The following is a 20,747-nucleotide window of genomic DNA, read 5'->3' on the forward strand; positions in this document are numbered from 1 at the left end:
CTACAGGAATGCTAACCTGCCCCGTTAGCCATCCATGAAGCGCAAAGAATGAAAATGGTCACTAACCGTCAATACTGATTCTTCGGCTGGGAGAGGAAGGTCGCTGAACTATGGTGCGTTAGAGCCCATCCGTTAGTCTGACTCCACCGACCAGGGTGCACCACTGACTGTCGCTCCCTTACGGGAAGCACACATGGTAGATTAATCCTATTCTGGTTGTTGCACCAGCCTCTAATTATAATGATCGCCGTAGAAAGGATGTTTTCAATGGATGTAGTCATTGAAAGAGAATGCGGTATGGATGTCCATAAGAACAATATTACTGCCTGTATTTTGACACCTGAAGGAAAGGAGATTCAAACGTTCTCCGTGAACTCGTTCGATATCGTCGCACTTTCTAAACCATAGATCAATGAATCTGGCGCTCTCCCCTTTTTAAAAAATGAATAAGCTGCGTCCTCTTTAGTATTACCTTTTTTCACTGAATTAAAGAAGTCTATTTTCTGGTAGTTCAATAACACATCTCCACCATAATCTACTTCTTAATCAAAACGTTCTGTATCTAATCCATCCAAAATATCCTCTAATTCTGTAAGAAAATTTAGTTGTACAGGTGCAGGGATTTGCTCCATCCACTTTTTTATTTGAGGTAACTCCTCAGCCTCATCTATATTCGTTGGTTTTGGATAAAGTGTTGCCCACCATTTTTTCAATTCATCGATAAATTCATAAAAGTAGCGTTCAAATCTTTCTGCCCATTCTGCCCCTTCATCACCAGAAGTCTTTTGCATCATACTCCAGGCTTCCATCGCTGTTTCGAAGTACTCATCAATCATCTTCATGTAAATCACCTTTCTACATACGGTAGTTTTGTCCTTTTATGAACTCTGTACAAATTCTAATTTAATTGTCTTAAGAATTATGACGATTGTCCATACCACTGTTGTCTTATGACAATATAATAAATTGTACTTATCAGTTTATTCGAATATAACTGGTAAAGCTAAATCCTTCAATAAAAAACCTCCAAAGATAGGATGACAAAGCTTATGCAAACCATTGTATTTATTGAAACTAACAAATCCGGATCCAGTAGAGAAGCAATAAAAGCTGCAGAGAGACTCGGATATTTTACGGTGTTATTAACCAATAGGCAAAAATACATTCACCAAAGAACAGAATTTCCCGAAGTCCATCAAATGATTTTAGTAAAATTATCCAATTATGATGAAATAAAAAAAAACCTTAGCAAACTACAAAGACAAGGTAAACGAATAAAAGGCATTTTGAGTTTTGTACATTCTTACGTTCATGTAGCAGCCGCCTTATCAGAAGAATTTTGTTCAAGTGTAGTCTCTACTGATTCAATATTAAAAATGGAAAATAAAGTTTTAACTCGTGAGCTTCTCAAAGGACACCCAAATTCTCCTTATTATGCCCTTTATAAACCAGATGATTTTTCCTTAGAGAATTTTATTGGTCAAGCCAATAACTATTTACCTCTTATTGTAAAGTCTCCCACATCTGCCGGCTCAAAAGATGTCCATTTGGCAAATAACGAGAATCAGTTGAGGCTGGCATTACAAGAATTACTAAAAAAAAATGAACAGATTTTACTGGAAGAGTATCTAATAGGACCCCAATATTTAATTGAAGTTTTAGTACACAATGGAAAAGTTCATATTGTCGCGATAATCGAACAACAGATTACTTTTTTACAACGATTTATCGTAACCGGATATTGTTTACTAACAGATGTCAATCAAAGGATATACAATAGTATCCTTGAGACAGTAAGTTCCATCTTAAAGGCTTTTCAAATGAAAAATGGTGCCTGTCACCTTGAAATGCGTTTAGTAAATGGAGTTTGGAAATTAATTGAAATTAACCCAAGAATCTCAGGTGGAGCGATGAATCGAATCATTGAAGTCGGATATGGGATTAATTTAGTAGAGGAAACCATTCAATTAATGTTAGGAAATGAGCCTTGCCTTACTAAAAAACACAGTAAGTATGTATATGCACATTATTTAACAGTTGATTCTAAAGGAAAATTAATGAAGGTAACGGGGAAAGAACGAGTCTCTCAATATCCCGGTGTAGAAGAGGTGTATATAAAACCCCGACAAGGACAGATATTACGTCCGCCTTTATCAATGGGAGATCGTTGCGGATACATTTTGGCATCCTCAGAGGGTAAATTCGAAGCGAAAAGAATTGCTATGAGAGCAGCTAGCGAAATACATTTCTACCTTGACCCAATTAAAAATTCCAAGTGACAAATAATGAGTATGATCTATTAAAACAGAGGTTTTAAGAAATTAGATGAGTTATTAATGATTGAACAAAAATTCTAGTCTTTTAACAGAAAAAGAATGTGGAGAGGTGGAAAAGAAGTATAATGACGTTAATTGGCATGCTTCATCATCGCAGTGATCCAAGTAATGTAAAGAAAGCATATGCTTATGCCGCTGCAGCAAAAGCAGAAGGTGTAACCTTTTTTTACTTTACCCTAGGGAAGGTGAATATAAAACAGCAAAAAATTTTAGGAAAAGCCTATGAAAATGGACAATGGATTGAAAAGGAATTTCCTTTCCCTGATGTCATTTATAATGCAAGTTATCTTGCAAGTGAGAAAACTAAACAAATCTTTGATTATTTGTTTGATAGGATTCCGTTTACAAGTCATTCTATTGGGGACAAATTAACGGTATATAACAGAATTAAAAAGGCAAATAAATTTACACATTACCTTATTCCTTTTTATGAATTAACTGACGTTCAGGTTTTTTTTGACATGATCCATCGGTATAAAAAAGTTATTATCAAACCCTTAACTGGGCATCAAGGAGGGGGCGTTGTTTTTATTGAAAAATATGGTTCAAATCATTACAAAATGAATGAGGCAGGATTAGTATCAACTTTAAATGAAAAACAATTGTTAGACTTGTTATCCCTTAAAATACAAGAACAAGATTACGTAGTTCAACAGTTTATTACAAGTCAAACAAAATCTGGTCATGTTTTTGATTTCCGGTTGCATGTACAAAAAAATGGAGAAGGAAAATGGGTTATTACTTCTATTTATCCACGGATCGGGCGTTTAGGGACCATCACATCTAATATGAAGAGTGGTGGTTATAGTACTTACCTGGATATTTTTTTAAAAACAGAGTTTGGTAACTCCTGGTATGATATTCAAAGGTATCTTGAACAGTTTGCGATAAGTTTTTCAAATCATTTTGATTCTTTATATGACAGTGAATTGGATGAATTAGGAATTGACGTCGGAATTGATGCCAACCAAAAACTATGGCTTTTTGAAGTAAATTGGAGACCAGGTCCACCTAATATATATAATCTTGAATTAGATGTAGCCAAAAATACGATTTTGTATGCTAAATATTTAGCTGATACAAACGGGAAATAAAATAAAGCCAGATTAGCCAGTTATTACTGTTTTCATCATGGGACAAATATTTAATCCCCAAAAAGGCAGCTTGCCGCTCATGAACTGCACCTCCAATTGTGGACAATTGGGTTGCGGTTCATTAAAGGAAAGCTGCCTTTTTATGAGAAAAGTTTCTACCATTTTAACTTCTTAAATATTCGATGACTTCATCGAAGTCTGAGTCATCCCCGCCCGTTTTGAAATAAACAATGTCATTTGGGATTAAAAATGAATCAAAAAACCTCTTTATCTCATCTGCATCTGAAAAATGATAAACATTATGCGGATTTACCCCTGCCTCTATAGCTGGCTTTTCAAAATCTTTTGCAATAAACCCTTTGGTGATGAGAATATCGACCCCCGAAGCACCGATTAGGTTTCCTGCCTTTTCGTATTCTTCATCTGCATATTTTCCCAGTGCTGCCATTCTTCCCAGAACAGCAATTTTTCTTTGGGATGGCAATGCAATCCTGCTTAATGTTTCTAAGCCTTTTCTTAAGGAAGCAGGATTTGACTTCCAAGTATCATCCACCAACGTAATTTGATTTCGTCCTTCAATGATTTGAAAATGGGATCTCATGTGATGATAAGAAGATAATCTCTTTATAGCATAGTGAATATCCACTCCTAAGATTGCAGCAGCTACTAATGAAGCGGCTGCATTATATACATTATGCTCACCAAGACCCGGTATATATCCTTTAAATCCCCTTTGCTTATATTCCATCCAAAAAGTCATGCCGGAGGAATGATACTGATACTTCTTAATCCTAAAAATAGCATCCTTGTTTTTTCCGAACGTTATAATCTCTCCCTTAAATGTAGAAGTATCGAGGGTGGAGAGATAGGGGTCGTCCGAATTTAGGATGAGAATTCCTTTATTATTCATACCTTGCATTATTTTTGCCTTTTCTGCTAGATAATGATCAAATGATCGAATTTTATCCGTATGATCCACATCAATCATTGTCATAATCCCAATAGTCGGGTAAAAATACTTACAGGACTCCGTCATATCCCCTTTTGAAGATACGGCTGTTTCAAACACTGCCACATCCGTATCTTCATCAATTCCCATTAAATAAGGAAGGTTGTAACAATTGGCATTTTTGCTTGATATTGTTGCCTGCACCTTGTGTGTTTCTTCCAAAATGTGTTTTAGCATTTCTTTCGTAGTAGACTTTCCACATGTACCAGTAATGGCGACTACAGGAATGTTAAACAGATGCCTGTAATACGAAGTAAATTTAAAGAAACTGTCTTTGAGATCCTTTACCATTATGATTTGATTAGGATTTAATCTTTCCATATGAGAAAATGGTGTATCGGTAACGATGAATACATTTTTGTATTTCTGTATAGATTCAACAGGCACCGCTCTATTGTTCCAACGAAAAAATAACGTATGACTCCTAATTTCAAATCTGTTATAAGTGACGTTCTTGATTCGTATACCTTTTTGCTTTTCATTAGGTTGAATGTTCATTGCAGTTAAAATGTTCTCCAATAATAATGTCTTCAAAATGTCCCTCCTGAAGTACCTTTTTTGAAAAAAGCCTCTCCCCCCATAATACTGTTCTATATGGCAGTAGTGATTGAATCACTTTGAATTCAAATGCTAATGTATTATATGACGAGTCCCCTATTGCAGGTGTGTGATAAATACTCAGGCAAATAGCGGAAAATAGTAAAAAAGCCGCATCAATGGCAGCTGGATCTTTACTAAAATCACCAGTTAACCATCCATGAAGCTTTTCAGCAACTATATTTATTTGTTTTGATGAATAATATAATCCGCTGTCCGAATTGCCAATGCAACTGTTGTAAGTGTAGGATTGGCTCCTAAAGTTGGTAAAATACTGTTATCCGCTACATAAAGTCCTAAAATGCCGTGAATTTGACCGAATCCATTAACTGCTGAAGTGAAAGGGTCATTACCCATACGGCAAGTTCCTGATTCATGGTTATCATCCCCAGGTGCACGCAGATAAATCTTGGGCTGCCCGTCAATGATTCCTAAGGACGAAATAACCCTTTCCATTCCTGCTGCCAATTGCTGAATGACAACTCGATCCCGATTACTAAAATTAAAATGAACCTGGATCTTTGGTACACCATATTTGTCTCTCTCATAGGGATCAAGAAAGATCATGTTTTCAAATCGTGGTTCTACATTTCCATAACCATGGAAGATCATCTCTAACTCATCTTGAAGCGGTTTTTCAAGCATGCCAAATTCGATTTGATAAGGATTGTCCTTGGTATTTGGAATCAAAATACCAATCCGACCTAAATCCTCTGGTAACAACTTCCGGTTGATTATTGGATTTGTAGCTAAAGCAGAATGATCGATAAGAAAGTGGCCAATGGCTGGACCAGAAATTCCTGAATGAAGGAGCAGGCGTGGAGTTTCAAAAGTACTTGCCGACAAAACAATCGTTTTTGCTTTGATCCAGTATGATTTCAAATCAGGAGATACGACCTTAACACCCGCTGTTTTTCCTTTTTCTATAAGCAGTTGAACGGCACGAGCATTTACAGCGAGATCAAATGGCATGTAATTTAAAGCTTCTGCAAGGAAAAGGATGGAACTAAATACAGCGTTGGAATGGATCGCGCCATATTTAGTTGGTGTTATGTCGACAGCAAAAGGTATACTTGTCGCATTAAAAAATCCATTTGCCCAAAGACGGTTTAGAATGATTCGAGTGGGTAAACTCGATTTCGAAAAGGTTTTATTCACATTCATGACCTGTTCAGCGATTTTGTAGTAAATATTCATCTCTTTTATTGAGATAGGCCATTGTGAAATAAGATATGAAGGAATTCGAGGACAAGCTGCTGCCCACTGTATAGTCCGGCCCCCTAGGCCAAAAACTTGTTTTGCACCTGAAAATTCAGGAAGTCTTTTTCCAAGTGGTCTTGTTATAGAAGAAATATATTGTACTGCACGTTCGCGGGAGAGTAATCCGAGATTTTCAACATGTGTTGGCAGCAATAGGTCTCCTGCTTCAATCATACCAACTCGTTTTCCTTTATTTCTCCATTGATCACAAAGCCGCCAAAGGGCCGCGCCTCCTCCTGCTCCACTCCCTACAATCAATACATCATAATCTGTTTGCGCCATTTTTTCTAACGGGGTGAGTGGAATCCAGGAATCAACAGTTTCCGGTGATATCACCTGAGGGCAAGCCGGGGGAAAAGAAGCTTGTTTCTGTTTAATAGCAGATGAAGTAGAAAATTTACTGTAAGTATCCAGATAGGGATTATTTTTATCCCATTTTAATCCTATTTTATTTAAAAGCATTTTCAAGGCTTTTGCTGCAACCAAGAAGAAATCCCGATCAGCGATACCTGGCATACCCTTTGGTTCAATCGATATAAAACCGGAATATTTTTTCTCCTTTAATGAAGTAAGTAATTTTATAATTTCAGCGTCTCCTTCTCCAGACGGAACCACTTTACCAGTATCTATTTGAGCATCCTTCATATGAATGTAAGAAATATAAGGCTCTAAAAGAGGATAGGCATGTGTCATTGGCAGCACTGAAGAGCGTAAAAAATTAGCAGGATCAAACGCAAAACGAAGATTAGTGGAGTTAATACTTTGAAGAATATCAAATGTGCGTTCCCCGGTATCCCCATACATTGTCGTATCGTTCTCAAGAAGTAGGATGACACTTTCATGTTCAGCGATATGAGTCAGATCTTTTATTCGTCTTAAAACTTCAGCTCTATACTTTAAAGGATTTTCTCCTTGAGGAATGATAAAAGAGCGAATCCGAATGTATGGTGTACCAAAATATTTGGCTAAATAAATGGCCCGCCTCATATCATTCAGCTGTGGAGTAAAATCATCTGTTATAGGAATAATCCCGATCGGTGAAGCGATGGAGGAAATGCGAAAACCTCGAGCATCCAGGCGTTTTTTTACTTCTTCTATTTCATTATCAATGAGTTGTGAAACATTTTTTCCTCCTACACCTCGTAAATCAATATAATAAATCCCTTCGGAGGCCAAAGTATCCATTTGAATTTCCAAATCTGGTGAAATTTCATCACCAAAAGCTGTTAATGTAATCATGTGAAGGCACGCTCCTGATCCTGATGGATGATATAATCTGCTGTTCGAATGGCTAAAGCAACAGTCGTCAGTGTCAGGTTTGCCGAACCGATGGAAGGAAAGACACTGTTATCAGCAACATATAGTCCCTTAACACCATGTATTTGCCCATACCTGTTGACTGCAGAGGTTGATGGATCATTACCCATTCGGCAGGTTCCTGAGTCATGATTTTGATCACCCGGCGGCATTAGACAGATGGAAGGCTGGCCCGGTTTCGAATGCATATTTATACCACAATAGGAAGATATCTGATCAATTGCTCCAGCTATTTCACGGATGATGGCTTGATCCTTTTCATTATAGGAAAAATGTATTTGTACTTCTGGCACCCCGAATTCATCCGTTTTATAGGGATCTAATGTAACTTTATTTTCAAATCTAGGTTCAACCTCACCAGAACAAAGAAAATTTATTTCTAGTTCCTTTAGAAAAGGTTTTGTTTGGTATGGTTGGTACCAAAAATATCCATTTGGTCCTCTTAGCTGTATTTGATAGTGCCTATCAGGTGTTGAAGGAATTAAAATGCTTAAAGTTCCTAAAGGTTCCGGAAACTCCTCACGGCTTATGGATCCAGTGGCTAACACAAAAGAATGATTCATTAAATAATGACCGATGGCTTGCCCTTTAATTCCCGAGTGAAGAAGCAATCGAGGTGTTTCAAATGTACTAGCTGACAATACAACGGTCTTTGCTTTTAAAATATAAGGTTTTTTTTCTGAAGATAGGACCTTTACGCCAACTACTTCTCCACTTTCAACTAGTACTTGAACGGCACGAGTTTTTACAGTTAAATCGAATGGACGGTGATTTAATGCTTTTGCAAAGAAATCGATTGCTCCAAAAAATACATCTGAACCCCCCTGTCCATAAATTCCAGGACCAAGTTCGGCGGCTATAGGAGCAGGAGCAGCTTCTGTTATACCCTTCCACTGCAACCTATTCAACAATATTTCTGTGATCTGGGAACCCTTTGCGTATTCTCTTGATACATTCATTACCCTTTCTGCAACTCGATAATAAGATTCCATCTCTTGGACCGTGACAGGCCATTGTCCAAGTTCTAACTGATTCAACCGTGGAGTGATCGCATTCCAAAATAAAGTTCTTCCACCAAAAGCAAAAACCTGTTTAGCCCCCTGAAATTCGGGATTTAATCTACCTAATGGTTTTGATACATACTCATGAAGTTTGTTCATACGTTCACTATTCATTGTAGGAATATTGGCTGCTTGTGTTGGGAGCAAAAAATCACCAGATTCAACGACACCTACTTTTTTTTCATTTTTTCCCCATTGTTCGCATATTCTCCAGGTAACTGCTCCCCCGCCTGCACCAGTGCCAATAATCAAAACATCGTATTCGGTATTGGCCATCTGTTCTAAAGGAGTAGAAGGAATCCAATTATTCCTCAATGGCTTCTCACATCCCTTTATTGATGCTTAACTATAATCTGAATCTGACCGTAAGCGAAAGTGATCTATATTAAAAAGATACAATTACAGATACCGTCTCCTCATTCATATTATTCAAGATACCTAGTTATTCCTGGAAGTTAGAGCATAAAAAGAAGCAGCCAAGTGCTTTAAAAAAAGCCTTGGCTGCTTATCATATACAGATGAAAAATGAATGGACTTGATTTCCCTAGGGAAACCAACATACGGCAACAACTAAAAGCGATCGTCCTTCACTTCTATTTTCTCTCCCCTGAAAAATGCCATGATGGTAATAAAAAGGAAAGGGAGAACGACAAGGGTAGTAACAATTAATGGCCAAATAATAAATGTTGCTTCAACATGCTCCATCTCTGACTTGAACATGGTAAGTGTGAGAAGGAGGGTAATAAACGTAACAGGAAAGATAATAATCTGTTCATCCTTTAATTTTAATAATCTTGATAGGATCACTTTTAAAACAAACAGCATGATGGTTGCTTTCATATAGGAACCAACAATCAAGGCGATACCAATGAAAGACTCATTCCTTGTAATAATTTCCTTAATATTAACCAAACGTGCCAATTCAAAAAGTGAAAATTTATATGTACCTGAGAGTGGTCCTAAAGCCATAATCGTGCAAAGAATAGAGGTAATGATTAAAAACCCTTGAAGCAAAAGAGCTGAAAACATATATTTTTTTAATGACTTGGCCTGTTCCTTATTAACGAATGGAAGTAAAAATGAAAAAAGGACTAATTCACCATATGGGAAACCTAGTATGGAATAAGTACCATGTATAACCGGTTTCATTCCTTCTGGAAAAACAGGTAGGAGATTTCCTACGTGATAATTTGGTAAATTCAATATTATTACTAACAATGCAAAAAAGATTGAATAGCAAAGAAGCAAAATAAACATTCTGGCCATTACCTCGATACCTGCTCTTGCCGTTAACGCAGCTACCAGCAATATTAGAACATGAAATACATAAGCGGGTGTTTCCGTCATCATTGCAGTAGTGAAAAACGCCCCTATATCAATGATAATGTAAGAAATAACTAAAAAAAGCACGATCAGTATCGGAATACAAATACATAGCGTCATCCATTTTCCAAGTAATTTCCTGCTATAATCGATTATAGTCCAATTTGGATTTTTACCATATAAATATAAAACACATGCCAATAAAAGTAATCCATAACCATTAGCAATAATTACTGATAGCCACGCTCCATTATTAGCAGCTAACGTCAAAGGTTGTGGGATGTTAATATAGGAAGATCCAAGCATAAAAGAGAGAAATAAACACGCCATTTGTCCAGAACTTACTGTTTCCACTTTCTTCAATTTATTCTCTCCTTTTACTATCCCATTTAGAGCTTATATGGGTACCTTGATAGCTTCGACAATTTTATGGGCAGGTTTTGAAAAAAAGAAGTGAACGAGTTCATCTAAACTTGGCCATGCTAAATCCAACACATAAACGACACTAAGGTATAGGATGGGCAGCGTCAATATTCCATAAACGATACGTTCTCTACGATTTGATTGCTTTAATTTTGGAACATCGTAAAACAAAATACATAAGCACACGATAACAAGAAAAACAGTTTTCTCAAACAATGTCTATTCCCCCGTTACTTTTTCGCCAATAGGCATGCCTGTACTTCTTACTCTCACTTCAACATCAATGATAAATTGGATGTCAGCAAAAATGTCATCCCATTCCTTTTCCCACTTTTTCCATAAGGCAGGGTTTTGTTGATAAAGTTTATTCCCTATTCCCAACACATCCACTTTCTCTTCCTGCATTCGTTCAATCACTGATTCTATCTTCTTTTCTATTATTTTTTTTATATGATCTTCTAATTTTTTTTCTTCTCCAACATTGGTTATAGTAGTACAACTTAGTTCACCAATCGTTCCTTCTATTTTAGTCAACATGTGAATAGTGGGTGGTTTCATGGTGAATTTGGGAGTTATTTTTGTTTTAATAAGGGAAGTTTCTAACGTTTCCATTTTCGATGTCTCTTGACTCCCTTCATCCAAACAAGGAAACTCAATCAACCCGCTTTTAAATTTATTCATTAACATAAGAACTTCTTGAACGTCCGTCGGTTCTAGGAGTTCTGCCATTTTCCCTTTACTAATAATTGCCACCCCGCTGCTATAGGGAGCTTTTGGTTCTTCTTTATTCATTTTAAAATACGGGATTATAGCCGTTTTCGCTTTACTTTTTAATTGCAAATCTATATCTAACATGCTGGCTTTAATTGTCTTACCTGCATATTTGGTATCACTTTCGATTATAGTTTGCAATTGCTGACTTACTGTTCGTTCAATAAACGGCTTTATTTTCAAATAGTCAGCAGCATTTCCATTCGTAACAATAACAAGCGAAGTGAGGCGAACATCTTCATTACGATTAAAAAAGTCAAGAATCTCTCCAATATCGTGTTCCTTCGCAAACTGTTCTCCAATTAATATGACACGCATATGACTCCAACGGGGTAAACGTCCTAAATATCGATTTATGTCACGAACTCCGTCAAAGACACTTTCATTTATCGTTTTTATATTTGTATAGGCTTGTTTTTCCCCCCCGCCCATTCCTCCTGTGGTTTCAGTCGGTGAATAGGATTGAGCGTTTATTTCAATCGTGCCTTCTTCTGTTTGGTCTAAACTAATCCCCATTATAAATCCAAATTCCGTTAGCTCCCTACTGTCCCAACACCCTGTTAAAGATAGTAATAAAAACATAATAGGCAAAGCTTTCATGGCGAGAGAATTCATTGTCTACCATACTTTCTTAGGTGATTTAATCTTTACGGATACCACGTACTCGTGGGGACTTCCACAATGTTTTAAGTGGTGCACGAATTAATACATCGAGTAACAGCTTCGGTCTGAATGGAGTTAGTGGACTAAAGTATGGCTGTCCTAATGACCTTAAGTGTGTTATATGTAACATAATGAGCAGGTAACCAATCATAATCCCAAATCCCCCCAATACAGCAGCTAACACCATTAAAGGGAATTGGAGAATCCGTAAACTGATAGAGATGCTGTAGTGAGGTATAGAAAATGAAGCAATTCCAGTTAATGCGACTAAAATAACAATAATAGGAGAAGCGATGTTGGCATTAATGGCTGCATCACCTACTATTAATGCTCCAACAATACTTACCGCCGAACCAACTGGCCTTGGCAATCGAATGCCGGCTTCTCGGAGTAATTCAAAGAAAAAAATCATTATGATTGCTTCAACAAACGCCGGAAAAGGAAGCCCTTCTCGAGTATCAAGAATGGCCATTAGAAGGTTGGTTGGTATGAGTTCAGGATGAAAAGTGGTTAAAGCAACATAAATACTCGGTAATGATAGAGCGATAAAAAAGGCAGCAATTCTTAACAGACGAATACATGATGAAAACACGACACGATGATAATAGTCTTCACTTGCTTGGAAGAATTCCGTTAATAATCCGGGGCATATTAATATGGTTCCGGTACCTTGTACCATTACAACTATTTTCCCTTCTAATAAACTAGAAACAGCTACATCAGGTCGTTCAGTAGACCGATATTGGGGAAATGGTGAATAAGTTGAATCTTCAATCAACTCTTCAATATATGCTGTTTCTAAAACGTCACCTTTTTTAGCTGTTTCGATCCTGTTTTTAAATTCAGCTAACATTTCCACGTTAACCGTCCCCTCAAGATAACCAAAGGCGATCTCGGTTTTAGTAGCTCCTCCTGCTCTAAATTTCTCAATTTTAAAATGAGGGTTCTGTAATCGAGTTCGAAGCAACCCGATATTTCTTTGCAGATCTTCAACGGTTCCTTCACGGGGGCCTTGTACCACCGATTCAGTTACAGGTTCAGTGACTTGTCGTGAGTTAATTTGATTAGCTTGCGCATAGGACAACACTTTGTCCCAACCATCAAAAAAGATCACAATGTGTCCTTGTAAAATGTTGTTCACAGCCTGGTCAAAGCTATCAACTAGAACAGCGTTTTGACCAGATATTCCATGTTGACTGAAAAATTTTATGACATCTCTCGGTTTAATCATCGTTGCTGGACCAACTTCATGTGGTACCAAATCCTGCATGGATTCTTTCATATAATTTACGCTTTTTTCTTGAACCAATGTCTCGAAATAAACCGAGAAAGCGTTATATATTAAATCCGGTCCATATTGCCACGGAAAGATTTTTAGATCTTCACAGTTAGAAAGAACATATTCTAACTTCTCTAGATTTTCGTTTGAATTTTTAGAGATTGTTGTAGATTCTTTAAAAAACATTACAGTAACCTCTTTTTTCTTTTATTGTCTTATTATGGTATAAAGGTTAATAATTATTCCGAAAAAGAAAAAGGATCAACTCCTTATTGAAGTAACGTATTAAAATTGACTAATTTCCCTCCCTTTGAACACACTAAAATTAAAAAGTCATGGAGGTTATAGATTTGATTCTAACAAACCCTATAAGTGCACCAGAGGTGGGAACACTTTGGCTTACATACATAGAAAAAACCCTTATTATTAGAATGTTGGAATACTTTATAGAAAAATCGGATGACCAACAAGCTACGAATATTATGGGCGGTTTGTGTCAAGAACTGAATTATTTTCTTTTGCAAATGGAAGAGATATTTAGAGACCAAAAAATGGTGAAACCTGTTGGATACACAAAAGAAGACGTCAACGTAGAAGCTCCTAAGTTATTCGATAATGGATTTGATATTATGTTCGTCCGTATTTTAAAAGAAGTTAGCATGGGTATGTACACCATTAATATGAATATGGCATATAACGATAAAGTTATGCAGATTTATGAGGGACTTACTTCTGTTACTCAAAAAATTTATAAATTGTCTACCCTTTATCTGCTGGAAAAAGGGATTCTAACCCTTCCCCCAAAAGTTACTATGCCAAAAACAAATGAATTTATAAAAAGCAAAAGGTATATGCAAGGATTTAACCCTTTTGGTGACAAGAGGGCTTTAAATGACCTTGAGCTTGGTATTATTCACCATGGAATTGAGACAAATAATATTGGAATGCAATTGATTACTGGTTTCGCACAATGTGCAGTGAACAAAGATGTTAAACAATATTTTGTAAAAGGAATTGAACTTTGTAAGAAACAAATCAAAACATGTGAGGAAATGCTTTTAGAGAGCAATGTTCAATTCTCTGCTACATCTGGAAGCACGGTAACTACTTCTACAATCGCACCATTTTCGGATAATCTCATGATGCATTGCGTCTACCTTCTCAATGGATTTGGACTTGTAGGAGGTAGTTTTGGAACCTTTTTTAGTTTAAGAAATGATATATCTATAAAATTTTCATTAATTGCTAAAGATATATTTTTCTACGGACAAGAAGGAATTGAAATTAAGATTAAGCATGGGTGGTTTGAAGAACCTCCACAAATGGAGGATAGGGCTCAAATAATAAAAGGTAATTGAATCAATTTGTTTTCTACCTGCTTTTTACCAGATAAAAGAAAAGGCAACGCCCCCGATTGGGTTCGTTGCCTCTTTTTTTATACCGATCATTTAACTTGCTCGTGTCTCTGGTGAAAGACTGCGAATTTCTCCATGATTCCTTTTCTTCTTCGTTTTCGGCTCGCCAAAATTTGGTGCCTTTATGGTCAATGCGATGAGTAATGAAACTATACTCAGTACTGCAATAAGCTTAAAGGTAGGTATGAAGCCGCCTAAGACAGAAGCAATAAATGATCCGGAAATGGCTCCAATTCCGAAGCCCTGATATATGATTCCGTAATTTTTGCTCTGATTTTTCAAGCCAAAGAAATCAGCTACAATTGCAGGGAATACCGTAATATTACCGCCAAAACAAAAGGCAATCCCTGCGACACAGATAAAGAACAAGGCATAATTAAGTTGCACAAAGCTTAATACTGTTACTGCTGCAGCTGTGACAAGAAGTGCACCTGATACCACTCTTAAACGGCCCACTTTATCTGATAAGGCCCCGAGAATGATGCGCCCGCTTGTATTAAAGATGGCAACCAATGCCACAGCATTACTTGCTGCTTCAATATCAAGTCCTACCAATCGAACACCAATATCCTTCACGATCCCAATCAAGAATAAACCACTCATGCAGGCTGTAAAGAAAATAAAGAATAATTGATAGGCTTGCTTCGTTTTAAGCATTTCTTTAACTGTATAATCTTTTTGGATACTGCCACCAACAGTTTGCGGCTCATGACTCATTTTTGCTTCCCGGACAAGGAATGAACCACCCACAACCAAAATCATAACAATTACTCCCCAGTAAAAAAAGGCTTGGGACACCCCAACAGATTGGATAAGTGAACCGTTAATGACCTTGAATAACAAACTTCCCGTACCGTACGCACCAACAGAAATTCCAGAAATAAGTCCTTTTCTCTCCGGAAACCACTTAATTAGATTGGATAAGGAAGTGATGTAAGCAGTACCATCTGCTGCCCCAACGACAACCCCTACTAAAATATAAAGCATCCATAATGACGATACCTGGGAACTAAGGATTAAGCCTGCTCCCAGCACAAGACCTGCACAACCAATTACACGGCGAAGCCCCCATTTATCCTGTAGCTTCCCGGCAAATAAAGTAGAGAATGCCAAGGCGAAGCTCGTAATTGAAAAAGTAATAGCAACTGAATTTAACTTCCAATGAAAGAGTTCTACTAACGGCTGGTTAAAAAGACTCCACGTATAGATGGTACCTAAACCCATCTGTACGATAATAGTTCCTAACACAATCAGCCATCGACGATCTGTATTTGATTTCATTGCGGTCTCCTCTTTTCTCCCATATAAAAATGATCATGTTCAACATCAAATATCTTAAATTGATTTTGTTTACATCATCATCATAGCATCGAAAAAAAGAAAGAAACCGATTTCAGAACGAGATGCCTATTATTCGGAATGAATGGAGGTTATAGATGCATAATTTGTCGAAACGCTTTCACTTTGCTTCGGCTTACCGGAATTTCCGCTGTAAGATCTTTCAGACGCAACATGTAGGTCTGATTAAACCATGGAACAATTTCACGGATTTTGGTCAAGTTAACTGTATACGAACGGTGACAGCGAAAGAAAATATCCTTTGGTAGAAGGGAGTCAAATTCTGTTATGCTCATCGGCATGGTGTACTCCTCCTGCTGGGTGTACACCAATGTCACTTTTTCACTTGCTATCGCGTAATAGATATCATTCACATCTGTTACGATAATTTTATCATTCTTTTTCAAATTGATCCGACCAGTAGCCTTCGAAGGGATTTCTCTCTGCTGTCCCTGAGAATTCAAATGAGATTTAAGGTTTCTATTCGGGAGCGTTATTTCGACGTGATCTCGTTTAAAGGCAGATTCCAACCTGCTTAACATCCCAGCAATCCGCTTCTCGTCATAGGGCTTTAAAATATAATCAAAGGCCTCAAGTTCAAAGGCTTGTGCTGCATGCTCTTTGTAGGCAGTGGTAAAGACAATATAAGGCCTTTTTGTAAATTTACTTATGGTACTCGCTAACAACATGCCATTTAAGGAAGGAATATTAATATCTAGAAAGATTACATCTATTTCATGCTCCTGCAAAAATTTTAAAACATCTAAGCCATCATCAAAGAAATTAGTCACTTCAATTTCACTATAGGCTTCCACTAAATACTCCAGTTCTTCACGAGCTGGAACTTCATCTTCCACAATAATCGCTCTCATAGGTTCTCCTTTACGATATCAAAAAAAACTTCTGTTCCTGGTGACAAGCGGTGAATGACCAATCCATGACCATAAATGAGTTTCACTCGCTGGTGAACATTGTACAAACCGATTTTGTTGGCCGGTACATCATCATGCAGCAAATGCTGAATGACATCTTCGCTAATTCCAGCCCCCGTATCCTTCACACTAATTCTTATTTTATTTCCCATATCCTTAACCGCAATCGTCACCACCCCTGGGCCCTTTATCGTTAAGATCCCATGGATAATGGCATTTTCGACCAAAGGCTGGATAAGCAGGCTCGGGATATTTACATTTACTTCGTCAATATCGTATTCTACCGTTAACCGGTTGCCAAAACGCGCCTTCTCTATTTCAACGTAATCACGGACTTGCTCCAATTCTTTATGGATATCAATCAATTCATCACTAATTTCTAAATTGTAACGCATATAGCCTGAAAGATTAATAATCAACTCGCGTGCCTTGTCCGGATTTCTGCGTGTGGTGGAGGCAATTGCATTTAGGGCATTAAATAAAAAGTGCGGATTAATCTTCGTTTGGAGCGCCTTCAGCTCCGCCTTGTTCGCAGCTTCCCTAATTTGTTCAATCCGGGAAACCTCCATAAGTGTGGAGATGATTTGCGATAGTCCGATGGCCATCGTTTGCAGCGAATAGGTCATTTTATAGGCTTTGCGGTAATAGATTTTAAGTGTTCCCGTCACCTCGCCATGCTCCTCAAAGGGAACAATGAGCAGGGAGTGAATTTGGGGTGTAGGGTGATCGGCCACTTGATTCCGAATAATGAATTTCCCGCTGTGAATCGCCTCTTTTGTCAAATCACTAATGATTTCCTGCCCGATTACATATCGTTCTTCACCAAAGCCAACATAAGCAAGCACATTATGCGTATCTGTAATCGCAACGGCGTCGGCCTTGATATCATTTTTTATAATACGGCAAATCTTCTTCAAAGAATCAAAATTAACAGATCGAAAATATGGCAATGTCTTGTTTGCAATATCTAAGGCTAACTTTGCCTGTCTCGCTGCAATCAATTCCTTTTCACCTTCGACGCTCATCACAAGCAAAACAATTAGGCCAATGTTAACCTCTCCTGCAATCATCGGGAAGGCGATTTTAGAAACAATGTCCAAACCTAGTTCATATGGATTCGCCATCGCAAGAATCAGCACCATCGTCAAAATTTCAGACAACATTCCGGCTGCTATTCCATAAATCCAACGCAAGGACCTCTTCACTCTTCGGTTAATATAACCCGAAACAATTCCCGCTAAAATGCTTGTAATAAGACATGGGATCGAAGTGGGTCCACCAATATCTATTAAATATCGATGGACTCCTGAAACAATCCCGGTAATAATTCCTACCCAAGGTCCAAACAGGATTCCACCTGAAACGACAGCGATGATCCTGACATTCACAAGCGATCCTTCGACATTAATCCCTGAATATGTACCAAATATGGCAAATAAGCAAAACACAAGGGTAATGACCACACGCTCGGTGGGAGAATGCTGGTCTTTTTGAAGAGATTCCTTAAATCTCGGGATCCGAATCATAAAGAACAGACAAATCAAGAGCAAGGCAGCTCGTTCAAATAAATGGATCAGCATTTCTAATGAGGTATTCATCTAAAGTTCCTCTCTTTTTATATCAAATCTTTTGTCTATTTGATTTTCTTTTCCTTCACAATTAATCATACTACCAAAACCTATATCATCAACCAAAGTGTTTTTAGCATTGACTTCCATTTGATAATATGTCCTCCGGATATTGGCAATACTTTTATGTTTTCCGTTCCGATATTGGTTGTTATAATGGAGGTTATGAAATACTTAGGGGGATGTCACAATGACTACATTTGAAAAGTTAAAACCTATTATTGCAGACCAACTGGGTGTGAAAATGGAGAATATCAAAGCGGAAGCATCATTCAAAGATGACTTCGAAGCTGATTCGCTTGATATGGTGAACCTGACGATGGAAATTGAAGATGAATTCGCAATCGAAATTAGCGACAAAGTTGCAGAGACGCTTCAAACGGTGGGAGATGTCGTAAACTATATTGAAAATTCACGTTAACAAATAAGGAAAAGGCGGATGGCCCAACGCAGGCGGACGTATCGCAGAAGGCATCCGCTACAATGGATTATTCAAAAATACTCTTATCGGCGCAGAATATTTCCTTTATAATCCTATCTCATTCTTTCGGCATTTTGCTCATATCCATATACAATACATTCCACCGATGACCATCCAAATCAGTAAAACCGCAGCCGTACATCCATCCTTGGCTCTCTGAAGGCTCTCCAAATATTGTACCGCCACCCTCTACTGCATTCTTTGCCATTACATCTACTTCTTCTCTGCTGTCGGCATCCACGGATAGCAATACTTCCGTAGCTTGCTTTGTATCAACAATTACCTGTCTGGTAAAGTTTTCGAAAGTAGAAACTGGAAAAAGCATAACCGTAGCATTATGATCCCCGATAATTAATTGCGCTTGATCGCTATTGCCATGTTGCTCATTAACCATAAATCCTACTTTGCTATAAAACTCTTTTGATTTATTGATGTCTTTTACCGGCAAGTTAATCCAAAATTGTTTTGGCATTGTTATTTCTCCTTTTTTACTATTCATCCGATTTGCATGGCTATTCGAATATTTTTGAGTGGTGTTTATACCGCACTTATTTTTACTTCTAAATCAATTGTAATTATACCATATTATGTAAAACTCGTAAAAGAGTCTATTTTATGTGGTGCTTCTTTAAAGAAAGGCTTTGTTAAATTACGTTGTTGATTTATTATGAACAAGCGCACCTCTTTAATGGTAATAATTACCTCATTGGCGACAATACTCCAAAAAAAAGGACCAAAAATGTTTCCAATCAGGCTTATTGGCGACATTATCTGGGTAAATGGGGCCAAAAATATTTCCAATAGAGCTTATTGGCGACATTATCCCGGTAAAAAGGGCCAAAAATGTTTCCAATCAGGCTTATTGGCGACATTATCCCGGTAAAAAGGGCCAAAAATGTTTCCAATTGAGCTTATTGGCGACATTATCCCGGTAAAAAGGGCCAAAAATGTTTCCAATCAGGCTTATTGGCGATATTATCTCGGTAAATGGGGCCAAAAATGTTTCCAATCGGGCTTATTGGCGACATTATCCACTCAAATGAGTAATAAAGATCCCGTCAATTGAAAAGCAGTTAGTTTTGTAAGTCTATTTATCTTCGCTGTTGGGGGAATTATGAGGAATATTCCTTTAAGCTGACAAAATCGGATTAGATCCCAGGGTTACCTTAGGGCCGGTTTTTTGTTATCAATAAAAAATAGAAGCAGAGAAACGTGATTTTCTCTGCTTCGTATTTTTTAATTTTCTTTTTTAAGAAAGGTACTTTATTTTTTCTTGAATAGGAGTCCTTTCTTTTGGTTCATTGATTTCTTCTGGATACCCTACACCAAAGATCCCGATCACATCATACTCATCCGGAACACCTAGAATTTCACGGTTTTTCGGAGCACCCCCCATGGATGACCAGAATGTTCCAACCCCTTCTGCCCAAGCGGCTAAATTAAAATTTTGTACAAAGCAGGCCGTAGCATGTGCGTTTTCTATTTTTTCAATTTCATTGGCACCGTGTTTGGATAAAATGGCAAGTACAACAGGTGCATGGAAGAAATTGGTTTTGTGGTTTAACTTTTCTCTTGTCTCCGCACCAACCATATACACTTCCCATGGTTCGGTCATTTTATGATTGGGAGCCATTGTGCCGGCTTCCAGCCATTTGCTGATTTGCTCTATAGTGACCGGATCTGATTTGAAATTTTTTATATTACGTCGAGAATAGATAATATCGATGATATCCATGAAAATTTCCTCCTATTAGTTCTAATCTTCTCCATAAATCTGTCCTGTACCTTGTAGCGCTGAAAACTTTCTACTTAGGTATTCG

The 20,747-nt window shown here is 37.6% G+C and carries 17 protein-coding genes and 1 pseudogene; 5 read left to right on the forward strand and 13 right to left on the reverse strand.

The features are described 5' to 3' along the window. Positions 1-267: 267 nt before the first annotated feature. Positions 268-396 (forward strand): annotated as a pseudogene (locus tag J7E77_RS23100) (IS110 family RNA-guided transposase); the annotation flags it as partial. A gap of 146 nt (positions 397-542) precedes the next feature. Here J7E77_RS23100 and J7E77_RS23105 read toward each other — a convergent pair. Next, on the reverse strand, positions 543-842 hold the full coding sequence (locus J7E77_RS23105; protein WP_214717185.1) for a hypothetical protein: 300 nt from the start codon (positions 840-842) through the stop codon (positions 543-545). Positions 843-1,049: 207 nt separating this feature from the next. Here J7E77_RS23105 and J7E77_RS23110 point away from each other — a divergent pair, with 207 nt between their 5' ends. After that, positions 1,050-2,279 (forward strand): ATP-grasp domain-containing protein, encoded by a 1,230-nt coding sequence (locus J7E77_RS23110; protein WP_214717186.1) that lies wholly within the window; start codon positions 1,050-1,052, stop codon positions 2,277-2,279. 122 nt (positions 2,280-2,401) lie between these two features. After that, a complete protein-coding gene (locus tag J7E77_RS23115; protein ID WP_214717187.1) occupies positions 2,402-3,430 on the forward strand; it encodes a YheC/YheD family endospore coat-associated protein in 1,029 nt (342 codons plus the stop codon). Positions 3,431-3,593: 163 nt separating this feature from the next. Here the strand turns inward: J7E77_RS23115 and J7E77_RS23120 are convergent, their stop codons facing one another. From J7E77_RS23120 to J7E77_RS23150, 7 genes are all read right to left on the reverse strand, one after another. Continuing rightward, positions 3,594-4,973 (reverse strand): Mur ligase family protein, encoded by a 1,380-nt coding sequence (locus J7E77_RS23120; RefSeq protein ID WP_214717188.1) that lies wholly within the window; start codon positions 4,971-4,973, stop codon positions 3,594-3,596. 246 nt (positions 4,974-5,219) lie between these two features. After that, positions 5,220-7,535, reverse strand: coding sequence for a TIM barrel protein (locus J7E77_RS23125; protein ID WP_251028162.1), 2,316 nt, complete (start codon positions 7,533-7,535; stop codon positions 5,220-5,222). Further along, positions 7,532-8,989, reverse strand: a complete 1,458-nt coding sequence (locus tag J7E77_RS23130; RefSeq protein ID WP_251028163.1) for a GMC oxidoreductase — start codon at positions 8,987-8,989, stop codon at positions 7,532-7,534. The genes J7E77_RS23125 and J7E77_RS23130 overlap by 4 nt, the downstream gene beginning before the upstream one ends. Before the next feature lie 255 nt (positions 8,990-9,244). Continuing rightward, positions 9,245-10,351: a GerAB/ArcD/ProY family transporter gene (locus J7E77_RS23135; protein WP_308160753.1), complete on the reverse strand. Its 1,107-nt coding sequence runs from the start codon at positions 10,349-10,351 to the stop codon at positions 9,245-9,247. 42 nt (positions 10,352-10,393) lie between these two features. Next, a complete protein-coding gene (locus tag J7E77_RS23140; RefSeq protein WP_214717190.1) occupies positions 10,394-10,636 on the reverse strand; it encodes a hypothetical protein in 243 nt (80 codons plus the stop codon). 3 nt (positions 10,637-10,639) lie between these two features. Next, positions 10,640-11,806, reverse strand: a complete 1,167-nt coding sequence (locus J7E77_RS23145; protein ID WP_214717191.1) for a Ger(x)C family spore germination protein — start codon at positions 11,804-11,806, stop codon at positions 10,640-10,642. Positions 11,807-11,831: 25 nt separating this feature from the next. Further along, complete coding sequence (locus tag J7E77_RS23150) at positions 11,832-13,319, reverse strand: spore germination protein (RefSeq protein ID WP_214717192.1); 1,488 nt, start codon at positions 13,317-13,319, stop codon at positions 11,832-11,834. Positions 13,320-13,483: 164 nt separating this feature from the next. Here J7E77_RS23150 and J7E77_RS23155 point away from each other — a divergent pair, with 164 nt between their 5' ends. After that, complete coding sequence (locus J7E77_RS23155) at positions 13,484-14,491, forward strand: DUF3231 family protein (protein ID WP_251028164.1); 1,008 nt, start codon at positions 13,484-13,486, stop codon at positions 14,489-14,491. Positions 14,492-14,581: 90 nt separating this feature from the next. Here J7E77_RS23155 and J7E77_RS23160 read toward each other — a convergent pair whose 3' ends face one another. The 3 genes from J7E77_RS23160 to J7E77_RS23170 all read right to left on the reverse strand — a co-directional run bounded on the left by J7E77_RS23160 (position 14,582) and on the right by J7E77_RS23170 (position 18,416). After that, positions 14,582-15,829 carry an L-lactate MFS transporter gene (locus J7E77_RS23160; protein ID WP_214717194.1) on the reverse strand — a complete coding sequence of 416 codons (1,248 nt, stop codon included), beginning with the start codon at positions 15,827-15,829 and terminating at the stop codon, positions 14,582-14,584. A 149-nt stretch (positions 15,830-15,978) separates the two neighbouring features. Next, positions 15,979-16,758: a LytR/AlgR family response regulator transcription factor gene (locus J7E77_RS23165; protein WP_214717195.1), complete on the reverse strand. Its 780-nt coding sequence runs from the start codon at positions 16,756-16,758 to the stop codon at positions 15,979-15,981. Then, on the reverse strand, positions 16,755-18,416 hold the full coding sequence (locus J7E77_RS23170) for a sensor histidine kinase (protein WP_214717196.1): 1,662 nt from the start codon (positions 18,414-18,416) through the stop codon (positions 16,755-16,757). The genes J7E77_RS23165 and J7E77_RS23170 overlap by 4 nt, the downstream gene beginning before the upstream one ends. A gap of 220 nt (positions 18,417-18,636) precedes the next feature. Here J7E77_RS23170 and acpP point away from each other — a divergent pair, with 220 nt between their 5' ends. Beyond that, the gene (gene acpP / locus J7E77_RS23175; protein WP_214717197.1) at positions 18,637-18,867 is read left to right on the forward strand and encodes an acyl carrier protein; all 231 of its coding nucleotides are present in this window, start codon (positions 18,637-18,639) and stop codon (positions 18,865-18,867) included. 118 nt (positions 18,868-18,985) lie between these two features. On the opposite strand, the gene J7E77_RS23180 is transcribed toward acpP, so the two are convergent. Further along, on the reverse strand, positions 18,986-19,399 hold the full coding sequence (locus tag J7E77_RS23180) for a VOC family protein (protein ID WP_214717198.1): 414 nt from the start codon (positions 19,397-19,399) through the stop codon (positions 18,986-18,988). A gap of 777 nt (positions 19,400-20,176) precedes the next feature. Beyond that, on the reverse strand, positions 20,177-20,662 hold the full coding sequence (locus tag J7E77_RS23185) for a nitroreductase family protein (RefSeq protein WP_214717199.1): 486 nt from the start codon (positions 20,660-20,662) through the stop codon (positions 20,177-20,179). Positions 20,663-20,747: the final 85 nt, after the last annotated feature.

This window comes from Bacillus sp. ISL-77, assembly GCF_018613105.1.

Bases quoted from the DNA above. Each gene is read 5' to 3' on its own strand.
- J7E77_RS23165 (WP_214717195.1), bottom strand. From the start codon at position 16,758: ATGAGAGCGATTATTGTGGAAGATGAAGTTCCAGCTCGTGAAGAACTG.
- J7E77_RS23115 (WP_214717187.1), top strand. From the start codon at position 2,402: ATGACGTTAATTGGCATGCTTCATCATCGCAGTGATCCAAGTAATGTA.
- J7E77_RS23125 (WP_251028162.1), bottom strand. From the start codon at position 7,535: ATGATTACATTAACAGCTTTTGGTGATGAAATTTCACCAGATTTGGAA.
- J7E77_RS23160 (WP_214717194.1), bottom strand. From the start codon at position 15,829: ATGAAATCAAATACAGATCGTCGATGGCTGATTGTGTTAGGAACTATT.
- J7E77_RS23185 (WP_214717199.1), bottom strand. From the start codon at position 20,662: ATGGATATCATCGATATTATCTATTCTCGACGTAATATAAAAAATTTC.
- J7E77_RS23170 (WP_214717196.1), bottom strand. From the start codon at position 18,416: ATGAATACCTCATTAGAAATGCTGATCCATTTATTTGAACGAGCTGCC.
- J7E77_RS23180 (WP_214717198.1), bottom strand. From the start codon at position 19,399: ATGCCAAAACAATTTTGGATTAACTTGCCGGTAAAAGACATCAATAAA.
- J7E77_RS23145 (WP_214717191.1), bottom strand. From the start codon at position 11,806: ATGAATTCTCTCGCCATGAAAGCTTTGCCTATTATGTTTTTATTACTA.
- acpP (WP_214717197.1), top strand. From the start codon at position 18,637: ATGACTACATTTGAAAAGTTAAAACCTATTATTGCAGACCAACTGGGT.
- J7E77_RS23105 (WP_214717185.1), bottom strand. From the start codon at position 842: ATGAAGATGATTGATGAGTACTTCGAAACAGCGATGGAAGCCTGGAGT.
- J7E77_RS23110 (WP_214717186.1), top strand. From the start codon at position 1,050: ATGCAAACCATTGTATTTATTGAAACTAACAAATCCGGATCCAGTAGA.
- J7E77_RS23150 (WP_214717192.1), bottom strand. From the start codon at position 13,319: ATGTTTTTTAAAGAATCTACAACAATCTCTAAAAATTCAAACGAAAAT.